This window comes from Bacillus sp. EKM501B (assembly GCF_011800505.1).
In the GTDB taxonomy this organism is placed as follows: domain Bacteria; phylum Bacillota; class Bacilli; order Bacillales; family Bacillaceae_G; genus Bacillus_A; species Bacillus_A cereus.
Map to the genome: position 1 here is coordinate 87,496 of NZ_JAALFZ010000002.1, position 22,250 is coordinate 109,745.

Below are 22,250 nucleotides of genomic sequence, written 5' to 3' on the forward strand. Positions count from 1 at the left end.
TATATATTTTTTGAAAGCTACTCAATATTTTGTACTTGTTCACGAATTTTTTCAAGGTTATTTTTCATTTCTACAACATATTTTGAAATTGTTAAGTCATTTGCCTTAGAACCAATCGTATTAATTTCTCTATGCATCTCTTGCACGATGAAATCCATTTTCCTTCCAACAGGCTCTTCAATCTGCAATGTTTCACGAAATTGCTCTAAATGACTTTGCAAACGAACTAACTCTTCATGAATATCACAACGCTCTGCAAAGATTGCGACTTCTGTTAGCAATCTTTGTTCATCTAGATCTTGATTATGTAATTCTTTTAAGCGATTTTCTAATCGTTCACGATATTTTTGTGTAACAATTGGTGCATGTGGAATAATTGCATTTACACAGTTGCTAATCTCTTGTAAACGATACGCTATATCTTTATGTAATCGTTCTCCTTCGCCATCTCTCATCGTTTTCAACATATGAGCAGCTTGACGAACAGCCTCATATAAACTGTTCTCAAAATGTTCATTTACATTTTCTATTTCTTCAATTGCTGTTACTTCTGGCATTGCCATTAATTGCTGAAGTGTAATAGAATCTTGTAATTGAAATTTTCCTTTTATATCTTCCATCATCGATTGGTACTGCTCAAGAAGTGACCAATTCACACTTAATTTTCTTTCAACAAGTCCTTCACCCGCTATACTAATAGACACTTCAATGCGTCCACGTCGAACTTGCTGTGCAATTATTTTACGAATTTTGTCCTCAAATACCATCATTTGCTTAGGAAGTCGAATACTCATCTCTAAAAAACGGTGGTTCACCGATTTCATTTCTACTGTAATTTGAAAAGTATCACTTTCTACTTTCGATCTTCCAAACCCTGTCATACTAGAAATCATTTTTATCACATCCAAGCCATAAAATAACTCAATGAAAAAGGTAATAGAGACAAGGCTCTACTACCTTCTGTAAATTATATCACATTTTCATAACATTGACTATTTCAAGTTTAATCCCTTCTTATATAATATCGGCTTTTTCTTCTTAGCCTTTTTCCCTGTTAATAAAGAACCTACTAGTAAGAAAGTCGGAATTGATGACAAACCTCCAATTAATAACCAATCTCTTGCTTGTATCGGCATTGTGCTAAAGATTGGTTGTAACGGTGGATAATATATAACCACTAGCATGAGTAGTAACGAAATAATAACCGCCCCTACTAAATACACGTTCCCAAATGGATTACGGTGAAAGACAGAATGCTCACTACGACAATCAAATACATGAATAAGCTGAGCAAGTACCAACGTCGCGAACGCTACAGTTTGTGCATATTTCAGTTCATTTGGATGTTGGTTATACGCAATAATAAACGCCACTAACGTCACTGCTCCAATTAAAAACCCTCGACTTATTATTTTCCACGCAAGCCCTCTAGCGAATACCCCTTCTTTCGGGTGACGCGGTGTTCTCTTCATCACATCTCCTTCAGCCTTATCCAAACCTAATGCCATCGCTGGTAAACCATCAGTAACTAAGTTCACCCATAAAATTTGAATAGGAACCATCGGCAGTGGTAATGCAAGTAACATCGCAAATAACATAACTAAAATTTCTCCAACATTTGACGCCAATAAGTAGCGAATGAACTTACGTATGTTCTCATATATATTTCTTCCTTCTTTAATTGCTGATTTAATTGTAGCAAAATTATCGTCTAGTAAAACAAGTGAAGAGGCTTCTTTCGCAACATCTGTCCCTGTAATTCCCATCGCTATCCCAATATCCGCTGTTTTTATCGCTGGAGCATCGTTCACTCCATCACCTGTCATCGCTACTATATGTCCTTGATTTTGCAGTGCCTTAACAATTTTCAATTTATGCTCAGGTGATACACGAGCGAATACATACGTATCTTCTACAACATTTTCTAATTCCTCCACATCCATATTCGCGAGTTCTACTCCTTCAACAACGCGTCCATCTGGTGGTAAAACTCCTAATTGTTCAGCAATCGCCATTGCTGTCACTTTATGATCACCTGTAATCATTACTGTTCGAATACCAGCTTCTTTACACTCTTTTACCGCCTGCGCCACTTCTGGCCTTGGCGGGTCAATCATACCTTGTATTCCAACCAACATAAAATCTTTTTCAACGTCTCTTTCATGTTCAATAGAATCCGTGACTTTTAAAGGTTTAAACGCAACTGCAATTGTTCGAAGCGCTTGACTACCTAAGCTATGAATAGCCGCCTGTACTTCTTTTCTATATAGCTCACTTAACGGCTGCTGCTTATCCCCCCATAAGATTGTTTGACTCAGTTGCAAAAGAACATCCGGTGCTCCTTTCGTAACAATAAACTTTTTCCCCTCTCGATCTCGTACAATAACACTCATCATTTTTCGAGTTGAATCAAAGGGGAATTCACGAATAATTTCAAATTTCCCTTTTAATGCCTCACGTGTTATCCCAGCTTTCATTGCTGCAGCTACAAGCGCTCCCTCTGTCGGATCTCCATCTAATACGTACGCCTTTTTCTTTTGAATAATATTTGCATTGTTACATAGTGAACCAAATGTAAGTAGCTGATAAAGTGATTTTGTCTTAGCTGGATTCACTTCTTTTTCACCTTTCATAAAAGAGCCATTAGGTTCATATCCTTGCCCTGTCACTTTCCACAATTCTCCGCCTGACCACATATGTGTTACCATCATTTTGTTTTGCGTCATTGTTCCCGTTTTATCAGAGCATATAACAGAAGCGCAGCCTAACGTTTCTACGGCCGGTAACTTCCTTACAATTGCTCTCTTTTTTATCATACGCTGTACACCAAGTGATAAAGCTACTGTAACAATTGCTGGCAATCCTTCTGGAATAGCCGCAACAGCTAGCGATACGCCAGCTAAAAACATATGATATACTTCATTCCCTTGATACACACCAGCCAATACAACGAGCGCTGTCAAAATAAGAGCTACAATAATTAATATTTTTCCGAGCTGTTCTAACCTTCTTTGCAGTGGCGTTTCCATTTGCTCTGCATTTTGCAACATATTTGCAATTTGCCCCATCGCTGTATTCATACCAGTTGCTACAACAACTCCTGTACCAGATCCTCGCGTAATCATTGTCCCCATAAAAGCCATATTTTTTTGATCCCCAATTGCAACATCTTGCCCTTGCAATGCTTCTACCTTCTTTTGTACAGGTACGGACTCCCCTGTCAAAGCAGACTCTTCAATATATAAACTTGATGCCTCAACAAGACGCACATCAGCCCCAATACGATCACCACTGGAAAACTTAATAATATCCCCTAAAACAAGTGCTTTAGATGGTGCTTTTACCCACTTTCCATTCCGCATTACAGTAACTTGCGGAGCGGCTAGTTCCTTTAAAGCTTCCAATGATTTTTCAGCTTTTCTTTCTTGAAAAAAGCCGAGAATACCATTGATAATAACAATGGCAACAATAGCAATAGAATCAATGTATTCACCTAAAAACGCAGAAACAATTGTTGCTCCAAACAAAACGAGTACCATGAAATCTTTAAACTGTGCTAAAAATACCATTAGTGCAGAAGGCCTTTTTGCTTCTTCTAATTCATTAGTACCAAATTTCTTTACTCGCCCTTCTGCTTCTTTCTCTGTAAGTCCAACCTTTACATTCGTATTCGTTCTTTCTTCCACTTCATGTGCTCGCATTCCATACCAGTTCATCCTGCTATCGACCTCCTGATTCCAGACATACTCTATTGAAAGCTTATTCAGCCTCGTCCAAAAAAATGCTATAATTAACATTTAGTTAGAAAGGAGTGTTCATTTATGGCATTCGATGGATTATTTACAAGAGCGATTACACATGAAATTGAAAATTCTCTTTACACAGGAAGAATTTCCAAAATATATCAACCTTCAAAATACGAGATTTTATTACATATTCGAGCGAATGGAAAGAACCAAAAACTAATTCTTTCATCTCATCCTACATATGCGCGTATGCACTTAACGAATCAAAACTACGATTCGCCAGCAATACCGCCGATGTTCTGTATGCTTCTTCGCAAACATTTAGAAGGTGGATTTATTGAAAAAATTGAACAAATCGACTTAGAACGCATTATTCAAATTACAGTTCGCAGTCGTAATGAAATCGGAGACGAATCATTAAAAACATTAGTAATTGAAATAATGGGACGACATAGTAACATTATCTTATTAGATACGAAAACAAACGTGATTTTAGATAGCTTAAAACACGTTTCATTAGCCGTAAACCGTCACCGAACTGTATATGCTGGTGCTGAGTACGTCGCGCCACCAGCCCAACATAAAATCAATCCTCTGCAAATTGAAACCGCAGATGATTTTATTAGACCGCTAGACTTTCTATCTGGAAATATGGATAAACAACTCGTCGGTGCTTTCATGGGAATATCCCCATTATTTGCAAAAGAAGTAGTAAAGAAAGCCGGTATGGCAAACGAGAAAGCATTATCAGAAGCATTTTTCTCTATACAAACACCATTACTATCTCATGCATATACACCTACAATGATTACTGCAAATGGAAAAGAATTCTTTTATCTTTTCCCTCTTACACACTTGCAAGGAGAAGAAAAAACATTCTCATCAGTGAGCGAATTGTTAGATCGTTTCTTCTTTGGCAAAGCAGAACGTGATCGTGTAAAACAACAAGCTCATGATTTAGAACGCTTTATGCAAAACGAAAAAAATAAAAACGAGAAAAAACTCATTAAACTCGAAAAAACACTGCAAGATGCTGGAAAAGCAGATAAATATCAACTATTTGGAGAGCTACTTACAGCCAATATGTACGCTTTAAAAAAGGGCGATAAAGATATTGAGGTCGTTAATTATTACGATGAGAATGGTGGAACTGTAAAAATTACATTAGATCCTTTAAAAACACCATCTGAAAATGCACAACGCTATTTCCAAAAGTATCAAAAAGCAAAAAATTCAGTTGTTGTTGTAGAAGAACAAATCGAAAAAACAAATGAAGAAATTCTTTATTTTGATAGCTTACTTCAACAAATGGAAGCTGCTTCTTCAAAAGATATTGAAGAAATTCGTGAGGAATTAGCTGAAGAAGGTTATGTGCGCAATCGCAAAACGAAAAACGCAAAGAAAAAGCCTACTAAACCAGTATTAGATAAATATGTAGCAAGTGATGGCACAGAGATTTTCGTTGGTAAAAACAATAAACAAAATGATTATTTAACAACGAAGTTTGCCCGCCGTGATGAAATTTGGTTACATACGAAAGACATACCTGGCTCTCACGTTGTCATTCGTTCTTTAGAGCCTGCTGAAGAAACTTTACTAGAAGCTGCCAAAATTGCTGCCTATTACAGTAAAGCGAAAGAGTCTAGCTCTGTACCTGTTGATTTCACCAAAATACGCCATGTCAAAAAACCGAGTGGTGCAAAACTTGGTTTTGTTACGTACGACAATCAGCAAACCGTATATGTAACACCAGATGCTGATATTGTAATGAAATTAAAAGCGTAAATAAAAAAATGCGTTGCTTGTATGCAGCGCATTTTTTATATGTTTTCAATTTCGTTGCTATATCCATTCAATATTGTCAAAAAAATTGACAGTATCATTTCACATTTGTATAAAATTTTTTACAGCATGTAAATAAAGTACAAGTGTAACTCCAATCATTATTTTTCCCCATCCCCCTGCTATTCATTGAAGCAATCTAGATTTTATGAACAAACCGCCTCCCACAAATTACAGGCTATTTTTTTATCTCCCCTAAAATATATGTTGTCCCTACTATCCTTTCTTCAAATATACATTTTGGCACGCTATTTGCTTTATTCAATACTGTGAATAGGAGGAATTAACATGACTTTAAAAATTAATAAAATCCAAAATCAATTACAAAACTATGAAATTGACGGGTTACTTATTACCAAAAAAGAAAACCGCCAATATGCAACAGGATTTACAGGTAGTGCTGGCGTCGTCTTAATCTCTGCCGATCAAGCTGTTTTTATCACTGATTTCCGCTATGTAGATCAAGCGAAATCACAAATAAAAGATGCTGAAATTATTATGCATAAAGGAAATTTAGAAAAAGAAATTGCACATCAAGTATCGAAATTAAACATTCAAAAACTTGGAATTGAAGAAAACAACATGACATTGCAACAATATAAAAACTTGCAAAAATACGTACAGGCGGAAATGATTCAAGTGTGCGAAATTATCGAAAATATTCGTATCATTAAAGACACGCCTGAAATAGAAACAATGAAAATTGCAGCTAATATCGCGGACGAAGCATTTCACCACATTCTTACGTTTCTAAAACCAGGAATAAGTGAAAATGCTGTACGAGATGAATTAGAATTTTTCATGCGAAAAAAAGGGGCTACATCTTCTTCATTCCAAATCATTGTAGCCTCAGGCGTTCGTTCTTCACTTCCCCATGGAGTTGCATCAAATAAAATAATCGAACGAGGGGATATCGTTACATTAGACTTCGGTGCACTTTACGACGGATATTGTTCCGATATAACACGTACTGTAGCAATAGGGGAACCATCGGAAGAATTCAAAAAAATATACAATGTTGTACGAGAAGCGTTAAAACGTGGGACTGAAGCGATTAAGCCTGGAGAAACTGCGAAAAGTATCGATGATATAACGAGGGATTACATTACAGAACATGGATACGGTCAATACTTTGGCCACTCTACTGGGCACGGTCTTGGGTTAGAAATACATGAACCGCTTCGCCTATCCCAAGAAAGTAAGGTAACTTTACAAGAAGGTATGGTTGTTACAGTTGAGCCGGGCATTTACATACCGAACTGGGGCGGTTGTAGAATTGAAGACGATATCGTCATTACAAAAGATGGATATGAAGTTATTACAAAATCAAATCGAGAACTAATTGTTATTCCTTGTTGAAATCACGACCTTTTTTAAAGGAGTTTTTCGTTGCACATAGAATTCTTTCTAATGAGGAAATGCCACCGAATAAGGTGGCATTTTCTTTTATTCATTAACGAATAGCTTTTCGTTTACTATTTTAGTGACTACCACTACCAACATTAAAATGCATATTAAATATAGCATTTTCGCAATAAACAACCACCCTTGAAACATTACAATTCCATCTATTACCTCATTTCCTTTCCATAACAAAAACGGAATTGTGCTGATTATAATGACAAATTCGATGCTGAAAACCATTTTCTTTTTTCGACTATATGCTTTCCATTCATTCCAGCGATACATAGGAGCAAAAATCAATACTCCTATACATAATATAACTGGTACCCATTCACTGTTAAGAAATTGTCCTGAAATAACTGATAATAGTAAACAAACTAGCACACCATAATATCCTATTTTTTCTCTCATTCTTACTCCCCCATTCCCCTTCTCCTCAAATCCCATTTTTAGGATTAATTGTATTGTATCATCCATTTTTTATTCTTATCATTACAGTACATGAAATTTCACTTTTTTCTTTTTCCTATACTCACATACTTTCACTGCTTTCATACAATAAACTACACGAATGCCTAAAGGATGTGAATGTTATGGGAGTTGAATTAACGCTATTACACGCTCTCTACATTATTTGTTTACTCACTATTATTACCTTTTTTATTCTCCGAAAAGATACGACTATCATTTGTATCGTTTTTATCTTTTTATTGGCATTAACTGCAACAAGTTCTATCCCTCTTGCCATTAGCGGAATTTTTCAAAGTTTCATTTACGCCATTACTGAGCTATTACCAACTATATTAATCATCTCCATTATCGTATCAATGAGCAATTTACTCGTTCATACTGGCATAAATGATACGATGATTTCACCATTTACAAAAATGATTCGTACACCTACACTCGCCTACTGGATTATCGGCCTTTTAATGATGACCATTTCTTTCTTCTTTTGGCCTTCTCCAGCTGTCGCCTTAATGGGAGCTATTTTATTACCGGTTGCTGTACGTGTCGGCCTTCCTCCAATTGGGGTTGCAATTGCTATGAACTTATTTGGACACGGCATCGCCTTATCTGGAGACTTCGTTATTCAAGGTGCACCGAAATTAACTGCAGACGCGGCTGGTCTCCCTGTTTCCAGCGTCGTATCTGCAAGTGTTCCACTCGTTATCGTTATGGGCATTGTGACAACTTCTGTCGCTTTTTTCTTCTTACGAAAAGAGTTTCATACAGGCTTATCTATACAAGAAGCTATTCCATCAACTGAGTCTTCTAAAACGCTCACTTCATTATCTCCTCGCATAAAAAAATGGCTCGCTATTTGTATCCCTATCATATATATCATTGATATCCTTTGCATGATTCAATTTAAATTACAAGGAAGCGACGCAACTGCACTTATCGGCGGAACGACTGTTATTATGATTATCATCATTTCCCTCATCGCCTACAAAGGAAATGGACTGAATAAAACGACCGATTATTTCATAGAAGGGCTCCAATTTGGCTTTAAAATTTTCGGACCAGTTATTCCTATCGCTGCACTCTTTTATTTAGGAGATAGTGGATTTGTAAAAATTATCGGGGACTATTTACCGAAAGGTTCACACGGAATCATTAACGACTTAGGCATCGCTTTATCTCAAACTGTTCCTTTAAATCAATATGTATCGGCAGGGACATTAACCATCGTTGGTGTCATTACCGGCTTAGATGGATCAGGTTTTTCAGGTATATCACTTGCTGGTTCCATTGCCAATCTTTTTGGAACAGCACTTGGCCATGGAACAGCTACATTAACAGCACTCGGACAAATTGCGGCTATATGGACCGGGGGCGGGACGTTAATTCCTTGGGCGCTTATTCCTGCTGCTGCAATTTGCAAGGTAGATCCATTTGAACTTGCACGCCGAAACTTTTTACCTGTTGTTATCGGTTTAATTGTCACCACTATCTTTGCGATGTTTATTTTATAACGTAAGCAAGTGTTCTCTTGCTTACGTTTTTTCTTGTAAAATTCATCATGAATTACCGGTTTTCAACAGGGATTCGTTATCCCTTAGCGAAATTATATTAGGAGAGTAATTTTTTCAAAACGTTTACGAGAAACAGATTACTTCAATTAGAAAAGGGGACATAACTATGAATGAATTGATTTTCGTCTTATTAATTTGTCCGTTACTTATCTTTATCGTTTCTGTTATTGGAACGCGCAAGACGAAAACGTATTACGTAATGCCGATTGTAACGTTTGCTAGTTTTTTAATAATAGGTGTTATCGCCTTTACTCCAAAATTTTTCTTTTGGGTCGGCATGTATAGCATTTTCTCATTTATTGTTTCTTATGTGACTCTATTGTTTGTAAGAGGATATAAGCTTGCAGAAAGCACTAAGTAGTTAAGGAGATTGTAATATGATTTTCTTTGATATTGATGGAACTTTACTTGAAGTTTTAACAATAATATAAAAAAACGACCGCGTTCCCCCGCGGTCGTCTTTTTTCGTGTTACGCTGTGATCCAAGCTTCGTTAGCTGGATTTTTACGCCACTCTTGTAATTTCTTCGTTTCAGCTTGTCCAATCATACCTTTTTCTGCTGCAACTTCAGTTAATGCACTGTAATCACTTAAAGAATATGATGCTACGTTCGCTGCTTCTAACTTTTCTTTTCCTGCTTCTAGCTCGTATGTGAAGATTGATACGATCCCTAATACTTCACAGCCAGCTTCGCGAAGTGCTTCTACACATGTAATTGCACTACCGCCAGTTGAAATTAGGTCCTCTACTACTACTACTTTTTGACCTTTTTCAGCTTTTCCTTCGATTTGGTTCCCTTTACCGTGACCTTTTGCTTTACTACGTACGTAGCACATTGGTAAATCCATACGATCGCTTACCCATGCAGCGTGCGCAATACCAGCAGTTGCTGTTCCTGCAATAACTTCTACAGTTGGGAAGTGCTCTTTAATCAACTCTTCTAATCCAGCTGCAATCGCTTGACGTACTTTTGGATAAGATAAAGTTAAACGGTTATCACAATAAATTGGTGATTTCATACCTGAAGACCATGTGAATGGATCGTTCGGTTGTAAAAATACTGCTCCAATTTCTAATAAATGCGATGCGATTTCTTTTTTCATACTGTTACACCTTCCCACTGTTGTTTTACTGTTTTATACGCTTCAAGCGGATTTTCTGCTTTTGTAATACTACGTCCAACTACGATGTAGCTTGAGCCAAGTTCCCTCGCACGTTTCGGTGTTGCTACGCGCACCTGGTCATTTACATCATCGCTTGCAAGACGAATCCCCGGTGTTACTGTTACAAATTCATTTCCGCATACTTCACGTAATTTTGGAACTTCAAGTGTTGAACAAACAACGCCATCAAGTCCACTTTCTTTCGTTAGTTTTGCATAATGAGCAACCGCTTCTTCTAACGTTTTCTCAATGCCGATCTCTTTTTTCATCATAGCTTCCGAAGTGCTTGTTAGTTGTGTAACTGCAATACAAATCGGTCTCTCTTTTCCTTCTTGCTTACCTTCCTCTAATCCCTCAATCGCAGCTTTCATCATACTGCTTCCCCCTGCAGCATGAACATTTACCATATCAACATCTAGACTAGCTAGGCTACGCATAGCGCTTTTTACTGTATTCGGAATATCATGAAGTTTTAAATCTAGAAAAATCTTATGTCCTTTTTCTTTTAAGTACGTAATAATCGCAGGGCCTTCTTTGTAAAATAACTCCATACCAACTTTGACAAATAACTCTTCCCCTTCAAAGTGGCGCAAGAATTGTTCTACATCTTGTTTCCCTGGAAAATCTAATGCAACGATTAACGACTGTGACATGTTTGCTTCCAGCTCCTTCCTTGACATTCCGAAATGTGATCAAATCCTAATTCATCTAGTAATGCTGGTAACTCTTCAATAATTGTCGGACATACGAACGGATCAATAAAGTTCGCTGTACCTACTGCAACTGCGCTTGCGCCAGCATAGAAGAATTCAATTACATCTTCCGCTGTCTCAATACCACCCATTCCGATAATCGGAATGTTTACCGCTTGGCTTACTTCATGTACCATACGAATTGCTACTGGCTTAATCGCAGGACCTGATAATCCACCTGTACGGTTTGCTAAAATTGGTTTAGCTGTTTTTAAATCTAGACGCATACCAAGCAATGTATTAATCATCGTTAAACCATCTGCACCTGCATTTTCAATCGCTTTTGCAATTTCCACAATGTTTGCCACGTTCGGTGACAACTTCACGTATACAGGTACTTCAGAAACCTCTTTTACTCGCTTCGTTAAATCAGCAGCAATTTCAGGATTTGTACCAAAGGCGATACCACCTGTTTTTACGTTCGGACAAGAAATATTTAATTCTAGTGCATGGACATTAGGCGCTTTAGAAATTTCCTTCGCAACCGCTACGTAATCCTCAGCTTGTGAGCCTGCAACGTTTGCAATAATTGGAAGGTCAAATTGTTCTAACCATGGTAATTCCGAATTCATTACTTTGTCTAATCCCGGGTTTTGAAGTCCGATTGCATTTAGCATGCCGCCTGGTGTTTCAGCAACACGAGGCGTCGGATTTCCATAACGTGGTTGTTCTGTCGTCGCTTTAATCATGATTGATCCTAATACACTTAAATCGTAAAACTGTGCATATTCACGACCAAACCCAAAGCATCCAGATGCCGGTATAATTGGATTTTTTAATGATAATCCTGGTAATTCAACTTGCAATCTGTTCATAGTACAACCTCCCCGATTGGAAATACTGGTCCGTCGCTACACACCTTCTTGTAAGAATGTCCACTTGGATCTTCTTGTAAGTGGCATACACATGCGAAACAAGCTCCAATACCACAGCCCATACGTTCTTCTAATGAAATATAGGCTTTTTTCTCTTTGTAACGTCCTTCTAATGCACGAAGCATCGCTAACGGACCACATGAATAAAGAATATCAAAGTCAATTCCGTAATTATCAATTACATCTGTGACAAATCCTTTTGTACCGTGTGTACCGTCTACTGTTGCAACGTACGTATCACCAAGTTCTGCAAATTTTTCTTCATAGAAAACTACATCTTTCGTTTGAAAGCCTAAGATGTGAATAACACGTACACCTTTTGCAACGAGGCGCTGTGATAATTCATAAAGTGGTGGTACACCAATTCCCCCGCCTACTAGTAAAGCTGTTTGACCAGCTTCTGCTTCTTCTACAGGAAAACCGTGTCCTAATGGTCCTAGTACATCTACCATTTCACCTTGTTTTCTAGTTGCTAATGTTTTTGTCCCTTGTCCTTCGGCACGATATAGCATTGTAAATTCGTTCTTCTCTTGATCTACATTACAAATACTAATTGGGCGGCGCAGAAGGGGCGCAATGCCCTCTGCTACCTTAATGTGTACAAACTGCCCTGGTTCGTTCATTTGCTGTACTAACGTTCCTTGAAGCACTAATTCGTAAATATTTTTTGCGATTTCTTTTTGATTAACGACGATCATATTTTGCTTTTGCATCATGCATGTACCACCTCGTGACGCTTTGTTTGCGTAATTTCTTTCATTGAATGAGCTGAGAATGTCATAGATTCTAATACTCGTAAGATTGCTCTCGTTGTATCAAGTGATGTTAAGCAAGCCACACCATTTTCTACTGATTCACGGCGAATGCGGAAACCATCACGCGCTGGTTGTTTACCTTTTGTTAATGTGTTAATTACAAACTGTGCTTTTCCTTGACGGATAATATCTAGTAAGTTGTAGTCTTCAGAATCAATTTTGTTTACAACTTGTACTGGGATATTTTGCTCTTCTAATGATTGTGCTGTTCCAGCTGTTGCTAATAAGTTATAGCCGATTTCGTGGAAACGTTTTGCAATTTCCATCGCTTCTTCTTTATCTTTATCAGCTACAGTAATGATTACTGAGCCGTGCGTTGGGATGTTAATTCCAGAAGCAACTAATCCTTTATATAATGCTTTTTCAAGCGTTAAGTCTTTACCCATTACTTCCCCTGTTGATTTCATTTCAGGTCCTAATGTTGTATCAACTGAGCGTAGTTTCGCGAATGAGAATACCGGAGCTTTTACATATACTTCTTTCTCTTCTGGGTGATAGCCAGTTCCGTATCCTTGCTCTACTAGGTCTTGCCCTAAAATAACTTTCGTTGCAACATTCGCCATCGGTACGCCTGTAATTTTACTTAAGAACGGTACTGTACGGCTTGCACGTGGATTTACTTCAATTACGTACACTTGATCTTTGAATACTACAAACTGGATATTTAGTAATCCAACAATGTTTAATCCTTTTCCAAGTGCAATTGTATGTTCAATGATTTGTTCTTTTAGTTTTTCAGATAAACTTTGTGGTGGATATACTCCAATTGAGTCACCAGAGTGAACTCCAGCGCGTTCAATATGTTCCATAATACCTGGAATGAATACATTCTCACCATCCGAAATTGCATCTACTTCAATTTCTTTACCAACCATGTAACGGTCGATTAATACTGGGTGATCTGCATGAACTTTAACTGCATTTTTCATGTAGTGCAGCAGTTCTTCTTGACGATATACGATTTCCATTGCACGTCCACCTAGTACGTAAGATGGTCTTACTAATACTGGGTAACCAATTTCTTCTGCGATTGCTACCGCTTGTTCTACAGTCGTTGCTGTTTTACCAACTGGTTGCGGGATGCCAAGTTTTGTTAAAGCAGCTTCGAATTTATCACGATCTTCTGCACGGTCTAAGTCTTCAAGTGATGTTCCTAAAATTTTCACACCGTGTTCTTCTAGTTTCGCTGCTAAGTTAATTGCCGTTTGTCCACCGAACTGAACGATAACACCTTCTGGTTTTTCTAAATCGATAATGTGCATTACATCTTCAATCGTTAATGGTTCAAAGTATAATTTGTCAGAAATACTGAAGTCTGTTGAAACTGTTTCTGGGTTGTTGTTAATGATAATTGCTTCATATCCAGCTTCTTTAATTGCCCATACTGAGTGAACTGTTGCGTAATCAAACTCAACACCTTGACCAATTCGGATCGGACCAGATCCTAGAACTACTACACTCTTACGATCTGTTACAATCGATTCATTTTCGTCCGCATATGTGCTGTAGTAATATGGCGTTGCAGATTCAAACTCTGCCGCACAAGTATCTACCATTTTGAATACTGGCATCATATTATTTTCTTTACGCATATCGTAAATTTCGCGCTCCGTTTTGTTCCAAGCTGCTGCAATGTAGTGATCGCTGAAGCCCATTTCTTTTGCAGTTTGTAGTACTTCTATATTTCCTACATTCGCTTTTACTTCACGTTCCATATTTACGATGTTTTCAACTTTTTGTAAGAAGAAGAAGTCCATTTCACACCATTCATTGATTTCTTCTTTCGTTACACCTTGGCGAATTGCTTCTGCTACAATAAACAGTCGTTCATCATCCGCTTTAATGATACGTTTTTTCATCGTTTCTTTATCAAGTTCTTTTAAGTGGTCTAATTCTAAGTGATAAATGCCAAGCTCTAAAGAACGAACTGCTTTTAGTAATGATTCTTCTAAGTTACGTCCGATTGACATAACTTCACCAGTTGCTTTCATTTGTGTTCCAAGCGTTCTGTTCGCTGATTCAAACTTATCAAACGGCCAACGTGGAATTTTTGAAACAACATAGTCTAACGCTGGCTCGAAGCAAGCGTAAGTTTTTTGTGTTACTGGGTTTACAATTTCATCTAACGTTAAGCCGACTGCAATTTTTGCTGCTAATTTCGCAATTGGATATCCAGTTGCTTTAGATGCTAGTGCAGATGAACGACTTACACGTGGATTTACTTCGATTACATAGTATTGGAAGCTATATGGATCAAGCGCAAGCTGAACGTTACATCCACCTTCAATTCCTAGTGCACGAATAATTCGTAATGAAGTGTTACGTAACATTTGATATTCACGGTCGCTTAGCGTTTGGCTCGGTGCTACTACAATCGAATCACCTGTGTGAACACCAACTGGATCGATGTTTTCCATGTTACATACTACAATCGCGTTATCATTTGAATCACGCATTACTTCATATTCAATTTCCTTACAGCCAGCAATACTTTTCTCTAATAAACATTGTGTTACTGGACTATGTTTTAAACCACTTGTTACGATTTCAATTAGCTCTTCTTCGTTATGGCAAATTCCGCCGCCCGTTCCTCCTAATGTGAACGCTGGTCGAACGATTACTGGATAACCAATTTCATTTACAAATCCATATGCTTCATCAAGGTTATGAATAATTTCACTTGGTGGTGTTGGTTCATTTAAATCTTGCATTAATGTACGGAATAAATCACGATCTTCCGCTTGCTCGATTGCTGATAATTTTGTTCCTAAAATTTCAACTCCGCACTCGTCAAGTACGCCTGATTTTGCAAGTTCAACAGCCATGTTTAAACCTGTTTGACCACCTAATGTTGGTAGGATTGCATCAGGACGTTCTTTACGAATAATACGGCTTACGAATTCTAATGTTAATGGCTCGATGTATACTTTATCTGCTGTTGCAGTATCCGTCATAATTGTTGCTGGGTTAGAGTTAACAAGGATTACTTTGTAACCTTCCTCTTTAAGAGATTGACAAGCTTGTGTACCAGAGTAGTCAAACTCCGCTGCTTGCCCAATTACAATTGGTCCTGATCCGATTACTAAAATTGTGTTAATGTCTAGGCGTTTTGGCATAACTCTTCCCCTTCTTTCTTGAAGTTTTCAATCATTGTTAAGAAATCTTCGAATAAATCATTTGCATCTTCTGGTCCCGCTGAAGCTTCTGGATGGTATTGTACTGTAAATGCTGGGAACTTCTTATGACGAAGACCTTCTACCGTTCCATCGTTTAAAGCAACATGTGTAATTTCAAGATCTGTATTTTCAACTGATTCTTCTTCTACTGCGTATCCGTGGTTTTGAGATGTAATTGCTACTTTTCCAGTTGCAAGATTTTTTACTGGATGGTTTAAACCACGGTGACCAAATTTCAACTTACTTGTATTTGCACCTGATGCTAGAGCGAACAATTGATGTCCTAGGCAAATTCCGAATAAAGGAACTTTACCGATAATGTCTTTTAACATTTCAATTGCTTCTGATACATCTTTCGGATCTCCAGGTCCATTACTTAACATAATTCCATCTGGGCTAAGGCGTAAAATTTCTTCTGCTGTTGTGTTGTAAGGAACTACAATTACATCACAGTCACGCTTATTTAATTCTCGTAAAATACCATGTTTCATACCGAAGTCTACTAGTACAACTCGGTGACCACGACCTGGGCTTGGGTATGGATCTTTCGTTGATACGCGTTTTACATGATCTGTAAATACTGTCGCTTTTAATTGACTTACAATGTACTCTACATCTGCATCCATATTACAAAGGCGTCCGCGTAATGTACCGTATTGACGAATTTTTCTCGTTAATTTTCTCGTATCAATCCCTGCTAATCCTGGGATATTTCTTTCTTTCAAGTAATCATTTAACGAAATTTCATTACGGAAGTTTGATGGATGATCACAAATTTCGTTTACGATTAAACCATTTACAGATGGGTGAATGGATTCAAAATCGTCACGGTTAATGCCGTAGTTTCCGATTAATGGGTACGTGAATGTTACGATTTGACCGCAATATGATGGATCAGATAATGTTTCTTGATATCCAGTCATTCCTGTTGTAAATACAACCTCACCTGACTTTTCGATTTCGCCTCCGAAACCTGTTCCAATTAATACTGTTCCATCTTCTAAGATAAGTTGTCTTTTCATACTAATGCACTCTCCTTTTGCCATGCGATCTTACCACCAACGATTGTCATTACCGGCCATCCTTGGCATTTCCAACCTGCGAATGGTGTATTTTTTCCTTTTGATAAGAATGTTGTTGGGTCAATCTCTTCTTCTTGTTCTAAATCAATGATTGTAATATCAGCTGCTCTACCTTCTTTTAGGCGACCTGCTTCTAAGCCGAATGTATCAGCTGGCTTTTCTGTTAAGAATTGAATTAACTGTTCTAGCGTAATAACTCCCTTTTTCACAAGGTTTGTGTATAGAAGCGGGAATGCTGTTTCAAAACCAGTAATTCCAAACGGTGCTCTTTCAATTCCTTGTGCTTTCTCTTCCGCTGTATGCGGTGCATGGTCAGTTGCAATCATATCGATCGTTCCATCTAATAAACCTTCAATTAATGCTGCATGGTCTTCTTTTCCACGAAGCGGTGGGTTCATTTTAAAGTTAGGATCAGCTGATGGGATATCATCTTCACATAACACTAGGTGATGCGGTGTTACTTCTGCTGTTACTTTAATTCCAGCGCGTTTCGCATCACGGATTACACGTACCGAACCTTTCGTACTTACATGACATACGTGATAGTGGCAATCTGCTGCTTCAGCAAGCAGTATATCCCTTGCAATATGTACAGATTCACATACTGATGGGATACCGTTTAATCCGTGTTTCTCAGAAAACTTCCCTTCATGTACACAACCTTTATTAATAAGCGTATTCTCTTCACAGTGCGCAACTACTGCCATATCTAATTTTGCTGCACGTTTCATAGCCGCTAACATCATGCTCGCATCTTGTACGCCTACGCCGTCATCTGTGAAAGCAAATGCTCCAAGTTCTTTTAATGTTTCGAAATCTGTCATTTCAGAACCAGCTTGACGTACTGTAATTGCTCCGTATGGTAGTACGTTAACATGAGCTTTTTCTTCAATACGTTTTTGCAAGTCTTCCATATGTTCTCTGCAATCTGGTACCGGGCGTGTATTTGGCATTGCGCAAATTGTAGTGAATCCACCTTTTGCCGCTGCTAGTGTACCTGTTTCAATTGTTTCTTTATGTTCACCACCTGGTTCACGAAGATGTACGTGTACATCTACTAATCCAGGTGCGATTAACTTTCCGTTCACATCGATTACTTCAGCATTATCTGCCGTAATATTTTCTGCTACCTTAGCGATTTTACCGTCTTGTACGAGAAGATCCGTTGCTACGATTTTTCCTTCTTCATTCATATAACGACCATTTTTAAACAAATAATTCATGTTTCATTCCTCCTAATACATTTGGTAAGGCGCGTTTTAGTACAGCCATTCTTACGTAAACTCCATTTTCCATTTGTTTAAATATGCGTGAACGCTCACACTCAACAAGTTCACTTGCAATTTCAACATCACGGTTTACAGGAGCTGGATGCATAATAATGCTTCCTTCTTTCATACGCTTTTCTCTTTCTACTGTTAATCCGTGTTTCTCATGATATTCTTTCATAATGTCTGTTTCATAATGATCATGACGCTCATGTTGTACACGGAGTAACATCATTACATCAACTTCTGGAACAAGTTCATCTAATGGTTTGTATGTTCCAAATGTGTTGTCTTCATCTTTCCACTCTTCTGGACTTGCAAAGTAAATTGTTGCACCAAGCTTCGTTAATGCTTCTGCATTAGAACGTGCTACTCGGCTATGACGAACATCTCCTACTATTGCAATCTTCAAACCTTCAAATCTTCCAAACTCTTGTTTAATTGTAAGAAGATCGAGTAGGCACTGCGTTGGGTGGTTTCCGCATCCATCTCCAGCGTTTAAGATTGGAATATTCACCTGATCTTTTAGTTCATCGAAGTAGCGATCTTGCTCGTGGCGGATGACCACTGCTTTTGTTCCGATTGATTCTAGTGTTCTTATCGTATCGTATAAAGTTTCTCCTTTTTGTACGCTAGATGCATCAGCTGAAAAGTTTAAAACATCAAGTCCTAATCTCTTCTCAGCAACTTCAAAGCTAAATCTCGTTCTCGTACTATTCTCAAAGAACAAGTTCGCAACAAAAGTTTGCTCTGTCGTTTTGCTCTCTTTTCCATTCGCAAAATCTTCTGCATCTTTTAGGATTTCTGAAATTTCTACTTCCGATAATTCACTCATCGTTAACAAATGGCTCATCGTCATCCCTCATCTTTCTGATTTTTATGTTACCACTTTTGAATTTTTATAACAACCTTTGCATAAAAATACCCTAGTCATGTGAGACTAGGGTGCAAGAAAGAAGCCACCCTTTCCGGTCTCACAGGACTGAATTAAAAGGTTATTATTATGAAGCAATCTGCTTAGATTGTTTTATTTGTTTCGTTTCCGGTAGTAGTAGATTTAACAGTACACCTACAATTGCTGCTAGTGCCATTCCTTCTACTTGGAATGATTCTCCTACGTGAAGTACCGCTCCACCAATACCGATTACTAATATTACTGATGCAATCATTAAGTTTCGTTTGTCACTTAAATCTGTTTTATCATCTACCATCATGCGTAATCCGCTTGATGCGATTACACCGAATAGTAAGATTGATACACCACCCATAACTGGTGTTGGGATCGAATGAATCAGTGCAGAAATCTTACCGATAAACCCGAACATGATTGCGAATACTGCTGAACCGATGAATAAGTATACACTGTATGCTCTCGTAATTGCTAGCACACCGATGTTTTCACCATACGTTGTATTCGGTGGCCCACCGATTAGTGACGCAATTAATGTTGCTACTCCGTCACCGAAGATTGAACGGTGTAAACCTGGTTTTTCAATTAAATCTCTTTTAATAACATTTCCAAGAACAATTTGATGTCCGATATGTTCTGATATTGTTACTAGTGCAACTGGTACCATCAAGAGTACAATCTTCCATGAAAACTCTGGTGTATATGTTACAAATGGTACTGTGAAATCTGGTACAACAAACCATTTTGCCTCAGCTACCGGCTTTAAGTCTACTAGCCCTTGGAAGTAAGCGAAGATATATCCGACGATAATGCCAAGTAACACTGGTATTATACTGAAAAATCCTCTTCCAAATATCGAGCATATAATGGTAATTGCTAATGTTACTAATGCTACTGAAAAGTGTGTAAAGCTATATTTGCCATCCGCACCGTTCATCGCCATGTTAACTGCTGTATGTGCTAAAGCTAGACCGATTACCATTACTACTGGACCAACTACGATTGGTGGTAGTAATTTCATAATCCACTCTGATCCTGATTTCTTAATTCCGAGTGAGATTAAGATGTACACAAGTCCTGCTAGCAAACCACCAAGCATTGCTGCTCCCGGTCCACCTGCCGTTTTCGCTGTTATAATCGGTGCGATAAAGGCGAATGATGATCCTAGATAGGCAGGTACTTGACCTTTCGTTATAAGAAGGAACGCTAACGTTCCTAATCCACTTGATATTAATGCTACTGATGGATTCAATCCTGTTAAAAACGGAACAAGCACTGTTGATCCAAACATCGCGAACAAATGTTGTATACTTAAAAATAACCATTTTCCCGGTTTCGGTACTTCATTAACGTCTAACACTGGCTTTTGTTCCATTGTTACATCCTCCTTCAGTTTAAATCTTTGCAATAAAAAAACTCTTTGTGCCTGTGCACAAAGAGTCCTACACTTTCGTATGCCAAATTTGACATATGAAAGCCAAGACCCTTTGGCAGCCTCACAGGACTACATTTAAAAGGGCTTTACTTATCGTATATGCTTACTCGATCTTGTTGATCTGTCTCTTGCAAATCAACTTCGATACGCTCTTCACTTGATGTTGGAATGTTCTTCCCTACATAATCAGCGCGAATTGGTAATTCGCGATGACCTCTATCAACAAGAACCGCCAATTGGATTTGAGATGGTCTACCTAAATCCATAAGAGCATCCATTGCTGCTCGAACTGTTCTTCCTGTATATAATACGTCATCCACAAGGATAACTTTCTTCTTCGTAATATCTACAGGGATATCAGAACCTTTTACAAGTGGTTCTTTATTTTTCGATTGTAGTGTTAAATCATCACGATATAACGTAATGTCTAACTCTCCAACTTCCATTTCTTTTCCTTCAATTTGACCAATTCGTTCTGCCAAACGTTGTGCAATAAAAATTCCACGAGTTTTAATTCCGACAAGAACACAATTATCGACACCTTTATTTCGTTCCACGATTTCATGACTAATTCGTGTTAAAGCGCGGCGAATCATTTGGTCATCTAAAACGACAGCTTTCTCTTGCATGCTCTACACCTCCAAGCTTTTTTCTTGCGTGAGAGTAATGGTATAAAAAAAGTCCTCTCAGCGTGTGCGAGAGGACTTTTGAAAAAAGGGTACAACATACCCTAAGTATTTCAAACCGTTACCTTCTCAACCTCACGGGGCTGTGTTAAAGGATCATTATTTAACTGTTGTCAGTATCTCAGTTTTCTTATGATTTGTCAATACTATTTTCGTAAAATATTTAATACGTCTTCAAACACTTCTGGAATCGGTGCCTCAAACTGAATATATTCACCAGTACGAGGATGATCAAAGCCTAAAATACCCGCATGAAGTGCTTGTCCATTCATATCTAACGTTTTCTTCGGACCATACTTCGGATCTCCTGCAAGTGGATAGCCAATATATTTCATATGAACACGAATTTGGTGCGTACGTCCCGTTTCTAAGCGACATTCTACAAGCGTAAAGTCTTTAAAGCGTTCTAACACTTGGAAGTGCGTAACAGCGTTCTTACCATTTTCATCAACTGTCATACTTTGACGCTCTTTCTTATCACGAGCAATCGGAGCATCAATCGTTCCCTTATCATGCGGAATCACACCGTGTACAATCGCTTTGTAACGTCTCGTTACTGTTTTTGCTACAAGCTGATTTACAAGCGATTCATGTGCCATATCATTTTTAGCAACCATTAATAGTCCAGATGTATCTTTATCAATACGATGCACGATACCTGGACGCATTACACCGTTAATGCCTGATAAGTCTGTACAATGGTGCATAAGGCCGTTTACAAGTGTACCACTTGTATGCCCTGGTGCTGGATGTACAACCATACCACGTGGCTTATTTACAACAAGCACATCTGCATCTTCATAATAAATTTCTAAATTTAAATCCTCTGGTTGAATATCTAACTCTTCTGGTTCAGGAATTGTTACTGTAATTTCATCTTCTTCTTTTACTTTATAATTCCCTTTTACCGCTTTTCCGTTTACTGTCACAACGTCATCTTTAATCCATTGCTGCACTTGCGTACGTGACCATTCGTTATTTATCCCTGCAACGAATTTATCAATTCGCTCGTTTTTTTGCTCTGCTGCAACTGTTACTTGTACTACTTCACTCATTC

General features: G+C 38.0%; 18 protein-coding genes. 4 read left to right on the plus strand and 14 right to left on the minus strand.

Annotated features, from left to right (window positions below; genetic code table 11):
- Positions 1 to 17: 17 nt before the first annotated feature.
- Both HFD78_RS05130 and HFD78_RS05135 read right to left on the minus strand, forming a co-directional pair.
- Positions 18 to 893: a YicC/YloC family endoribonuclease gene (locus HFD78_RS05130; protein ID WP_000625869.1), complete on the minus strand. Its 876-nt coding sequence runs from the start codon at positions 891 to 893 to the stop codon at positions 18 to 20.
- Positions 894 to 992: 99 nt separating this feature from the next.
- A complete protein-coding gene (locus HFD78_RS05135) occupies positions 993 to 3,716 on the minus strand; it encodes a calcium-translocating P-type ATPase, SERCA-type (RefSeq protein ID WP_001104775.1) in 2,724 nt (907 codons plus the stop codon).
- Between the two features lie 105 nt (positions 3,717 to 3,821).
- Here HFD78_RS05135 and HFD78_RS05140 point away from each other — a divergent pair, with 105 nt between their 5' ends.
- Together HFD78_RS05140 and HFD78_RS05145 are read left to right on the plus strand one after the other, a co-directional pair.
- On the plus strand, positions 3,822 to 5,531 hold the full coding sequence (locus HFD78_RS05140; protein ID WP_000863279.1) for an Rqc2 family fibronectin-binding protein: 1,710 nt from the start codon (positions 3,822 to 3,824) through the stop codon (positions 5,529 to 5,531).
- Positions 5,532 to 5,876: 345 nt separating this feature from the next.
- The gene (locus HFD78_RS05145) at positions 5,877 to 6,947 is read left to right on the plus strand and encodes a M24 family metallopeptidase (RefSeq protein WP_000172802.1); all 1,071 of its coding nucleotides are present in this window, start codon (positions 5,877 to 5,879) and stop codon (positions 6,945 to 6,947) included.
- Between the two features lie 87 nt (positions 6,948 to 7,034).
- Here HFD78_RS05145 and HFD78_RS05150 read toward each other — a convergent pair whose 3' ends face one another.
- Positions 7,035 to 7,403 carry a YoqO family protein gene (locus HFD78_RS05150; RefSeq protein ID WP_001208274.1) on the minus strand — a complete coding sequence of 123 codons (369 nt, stop codon included), beginning with the start codon at positions 7,401 to 7,403 and terminating at the stop codon, positions 7,035 to 7,037.
- A 182-nt stretch (positions 7,404 to 7,585) separates the two neighbouring features.
- On the opposite strand from HFD78_RS05150, the gene HFD78_RS05155 reads away from it, so the two are divergent.
- Entirely contained in the window at positions 7,586 to 8,971 is a 1,386-nt protein-coding gene (locus HFD78_RS05155; RefSeq protein WP_000537870.1) for a membrane protein, read from the plus strand.
- A 166-nt stretch (positions 8,972 to 9,137) separates the two neighbouring features.
- Entirely contained in the window at positions 9,138 to 9,392 is a 255-nt protein-coding gene (locus HFD78_RS05160; protein ID WP_001003937.1) for a YbeF family protein, read from the plus strand.
- 109 nt (positions 9,393 to 9,501) lie between these two features.
- On the opposite strand, the gene pyrE is transcribed toward HFD78_RS05160, so the two are convergent.
- From pyrE to HFD78_RS05215, 11 genes are all read right to left on the minus strand, one after another.
- The gene (gene pyrE / locus HFD78_RS05165) at positions 9,502 to 10,134 is read right to left on the minus strand and encodes an orotate phosphoribosyltransferase (protein ID WP_000711449.1); all 633 of its coding nucleotides are present in this window, start codon (positions 10,132 to 10,134) and stop codon (positions 9,502 to 9,504) included.
- A complete protein-coding gene (gene pyrF / locus HFD78_RS05170; RefSeq protein ID WP_000083496.1) occupies positions 10,131 to 10,847 on the minus strand; it encodes an orotidine-5'-phosphate decarboxylase in 717 nt (238 codons plus the stop codon). Before pyrF ends, pyrE begins: the two co-directional genes overlap by 4 nt.
- On the minus strand, positions 10,832 to 11,761 hold the full coding sequence (gene pyrD, locus HFD78_RS05175; protein ID WP_001081049.1) for a dihydroorotate oxidase B catalytic subunit: 930 nt from the start codon (positions 11,759 to 11,761) through the stop codon (positions 10,832 to 10,834). Before pyrD ends, pyrF begins: the two co-directional genes overlap by 16 nt.
- The gene (gene pyrK, locus HFD78_RS05180; RefSeq protein ID WP_000983359.1) at positions 11,758 to 12,537 is read right to left on the minus strand and encodes a dihydroorotate oxidase B electron transfer subunit; all 780 of its coding nucleotides are present in this window, start codon (positions 12,535 to 12,537) and stop codon (positions 11,758 to 11,760) included. The genes pyrD and pyrK overlap by 4 nt, the downstream gene beginning before the upstream one ends.
- On the minus strand, positions 12,534 to 15,752 hold the full coding sequence (carB, locus tag HFD78_RS05185; protein WP_001126097.1) for a carbamoyl-phosphate synthase large subunit: 3,219 nt from the start codon (positions 15,750 to 15,752) through the stop codon (positions 12,534 to 12,536). Before carB ends, pyrK begins: the two co-directional genes overlap by 4 nt.
- Entirely contained in the window at positions 15,737 to 16,834 is a 1,098-nt protein-coding gene (locus tag HFD78_RS05190; RefSeq protein ID WP_000828684.1) for a carbamoyl phosphate synthase small subunit, read from the minus strand. The genes carB and HFD78_RS05190 overlap by 16 nt, the downstream gene beginning before the upstream one ends.
- Positions 16,831 to 18,117 (minus strand): dihydroorotase, encoded by a 1,287-nt coding sequence (pyrC, locus tag HFD78_RS05195; RefSeq protein ID WP_001108367.1) that lies wholly within the window; start codon positions 18,115 to 18,117, stop codon positions 16,831 to 16,833. The genes HFD78_RS05190 and pyrC overlap by 4 nt, the downstream gene beginning before the upstream one ends.
- Positions 18,101 to 19,015 carry an aspartate carbamoyltransferase gene (pyrB, locus tag HFD78_RS05200; protein WP_000018849.1) on the minus strand — a complete coding sequence of 305 codons (915 nt, stop codon included), beginning with the start codon at positions 19,013 to 19,015 and terminating at the stop codon, positions 18,101 to 18,103. The genes pyrC and pyrB overlap by 17 nt, the downstream gene beginning before the upstream one ends.
- A 148-nt stretch (positions 19,016 to 19,163) precedes the next feature.
- Positions 19,164 to 20,447: a uracil permease gene (uraA, locus tag HFD78_RS05205; RefSeq protein ID WP_116291428.1), complete on the minus strand. Its 1,284-nt coding sequence runs from the start codon at positions 20,445 to 20,447 to the stop codon at positions 19,164 to 19,166.
- A 146-nt stretch (positions 20,448 to 20,593) separates the two neighbouring features.
- A complete protein-coding gene (pyrR, locus tag HFD78_RS05210) occupies positions 20,594 to 21,136 on the minus strand; it encodes a bifunctional pyrimidine operon transcriptional regulator/uracil phosphoribosyltransferase (protein ID WP_001156491.1) in 543 nt (180 codons plus the stop codon).
- 203 nt (positions 21,137 to 21,339) lie between these two features.
- Positions 21,340 to 22,248, minus strand: coding sequence for an RluA family pseudouridine synthase (locus tag HFD78_RS05215; RefSeq protein ID WP_000005830.1), 909 nt, complete (start codon positions 22,246 to 22,248; stop codon positions 21,340 to 21,342).
- Positions 22,249 to 22,250: the final 2 nt, after the last annotated feature.

Excerpts from the sequence above, each read along its gene's own strand:
- HFD78_RS05130 (WP_000625869.1), bottom strand. The coding sequence starts at position 893 with ATGATTTCTAGTATGACAGGGTTTGGAAGATCGAAAGTAGAAAGTGAT.
- HFD78_RS05135 (WP_001104775.1), bottom strand. The coding sequence starts at position 3,716 with ATGAACTGGTATGGAATGCGAGCACATGAAGTGGAAGAAAGAACGAAT.
- HFD78_RS05140 (WP_000863279.1), top strand. The coding sequence starts at position 3,822 with ATGGCATTCGATGGATTATTTACAAGAGCGATTACACATGAAATTGAA.
- HFD78_RS05145 (WP_000172802.1), top strand. The coding sequence starts at position 5,877 with ATGACTTTAAAAATTAATAAAATCCAAAATCAATTACAAAACTATGAA.
- HFD78_RS05150 (WP_001208274.1), bottom strand. The coding sequence starts at position 7,403 with ATGAGAGAAAAAATAGGATATTATGGTGTGCTAGTTTGTTTACTATTA.
- HFD78_RS05155 (WP_000537870.1), top strand. The coding sequence starts at position 7,586 with ATGGGAGTTGAATTAACGCTATTACACGCTCTCTACATTATTTGTTTA.
- HFD78_RS05160 (WP_001003937.1), top strand. The coding sequence starts at position 9,138 with ATGAATGAATTGATTTTCGTCTTATTAATTTGTCCGTTACTTATCTTT.
- pyrE (WP_000711449.1), bottom strand. The coding sequence starts at position 10,134 with ATGAAAAAAGAAATCGCATCGCATTTATTAGAAATTGGAGCAGTATTT.
- pyrF (WP_000083496.1), bottom strand. The coding sequence starts at position 10,847 with ATGTCACAGTCGTTAATCGTTGCATTAGATTTTCCAGGGAAACAAGAT.
- pyrD (WP_001081049.1), bottom strand. The coding sequence starts at position 11,761 with ATGAACAGATTGCAAGTTGAATTACCAGGATTATCATTAAAAAATCCA.
- pyrK (WP_000983359.1), bottom strand. The coding sequence starts at position 12,537 with ATGATGCAAAAGCAAAATATGATCGTCGTTAATCAAAAAGAAATCGCA.
- carB (WP_001126097.1), bottom strand. The coding sequence starts at position 15,752 with ATGCCAAAACGCCTAGACATTAACACAATTTTAGTAATCGGATCAGGA.
- HFD78_RS05190 (WP_000828684.1), bottom strand. The coding sequence starts at position 16,834 with ATGAAAAGACAACTTATCTTAGAAGATGGAACAGTATTAATTGGAACA.
- pyrC (WP_001108367.1), bottom strand. The coding sequence starts at position 18,117 with ATGAATTATTTGTTTAAAAATGGTCGTTATATGAATGAAGAAGGAAAA.
- pyrB (WP_000018849.1), bottom strand. The coding sequence starts at position 19,015 with ATGAGCCATTTGTTAACGATGAGTGAATTATCGGAAGTAGAAATTTCA.
- uraA (WP_116291428.1), bottom strand. The coding sequence starts at position 20,447 with ATGGAACAAAAGCCAGTGTTAGACGTTAATGAAGTACCGAAACCGGGA.
- pyrR (WP_001156491.1), bottom strand. The coding sequence starts at position 21,136 with ATGCAAGAGAAAGCTGTCGTTTTAGATGACCAAATGATTCGCCGCGCT.
- HFD78_RS05215 (WP_000005830.1), bottom strand. The coding sequence starts at position 22,248 with ATGAGTGAAGTAGTACAAGTAACAGTTGCAGCAGAGCAAAAAAACGAG.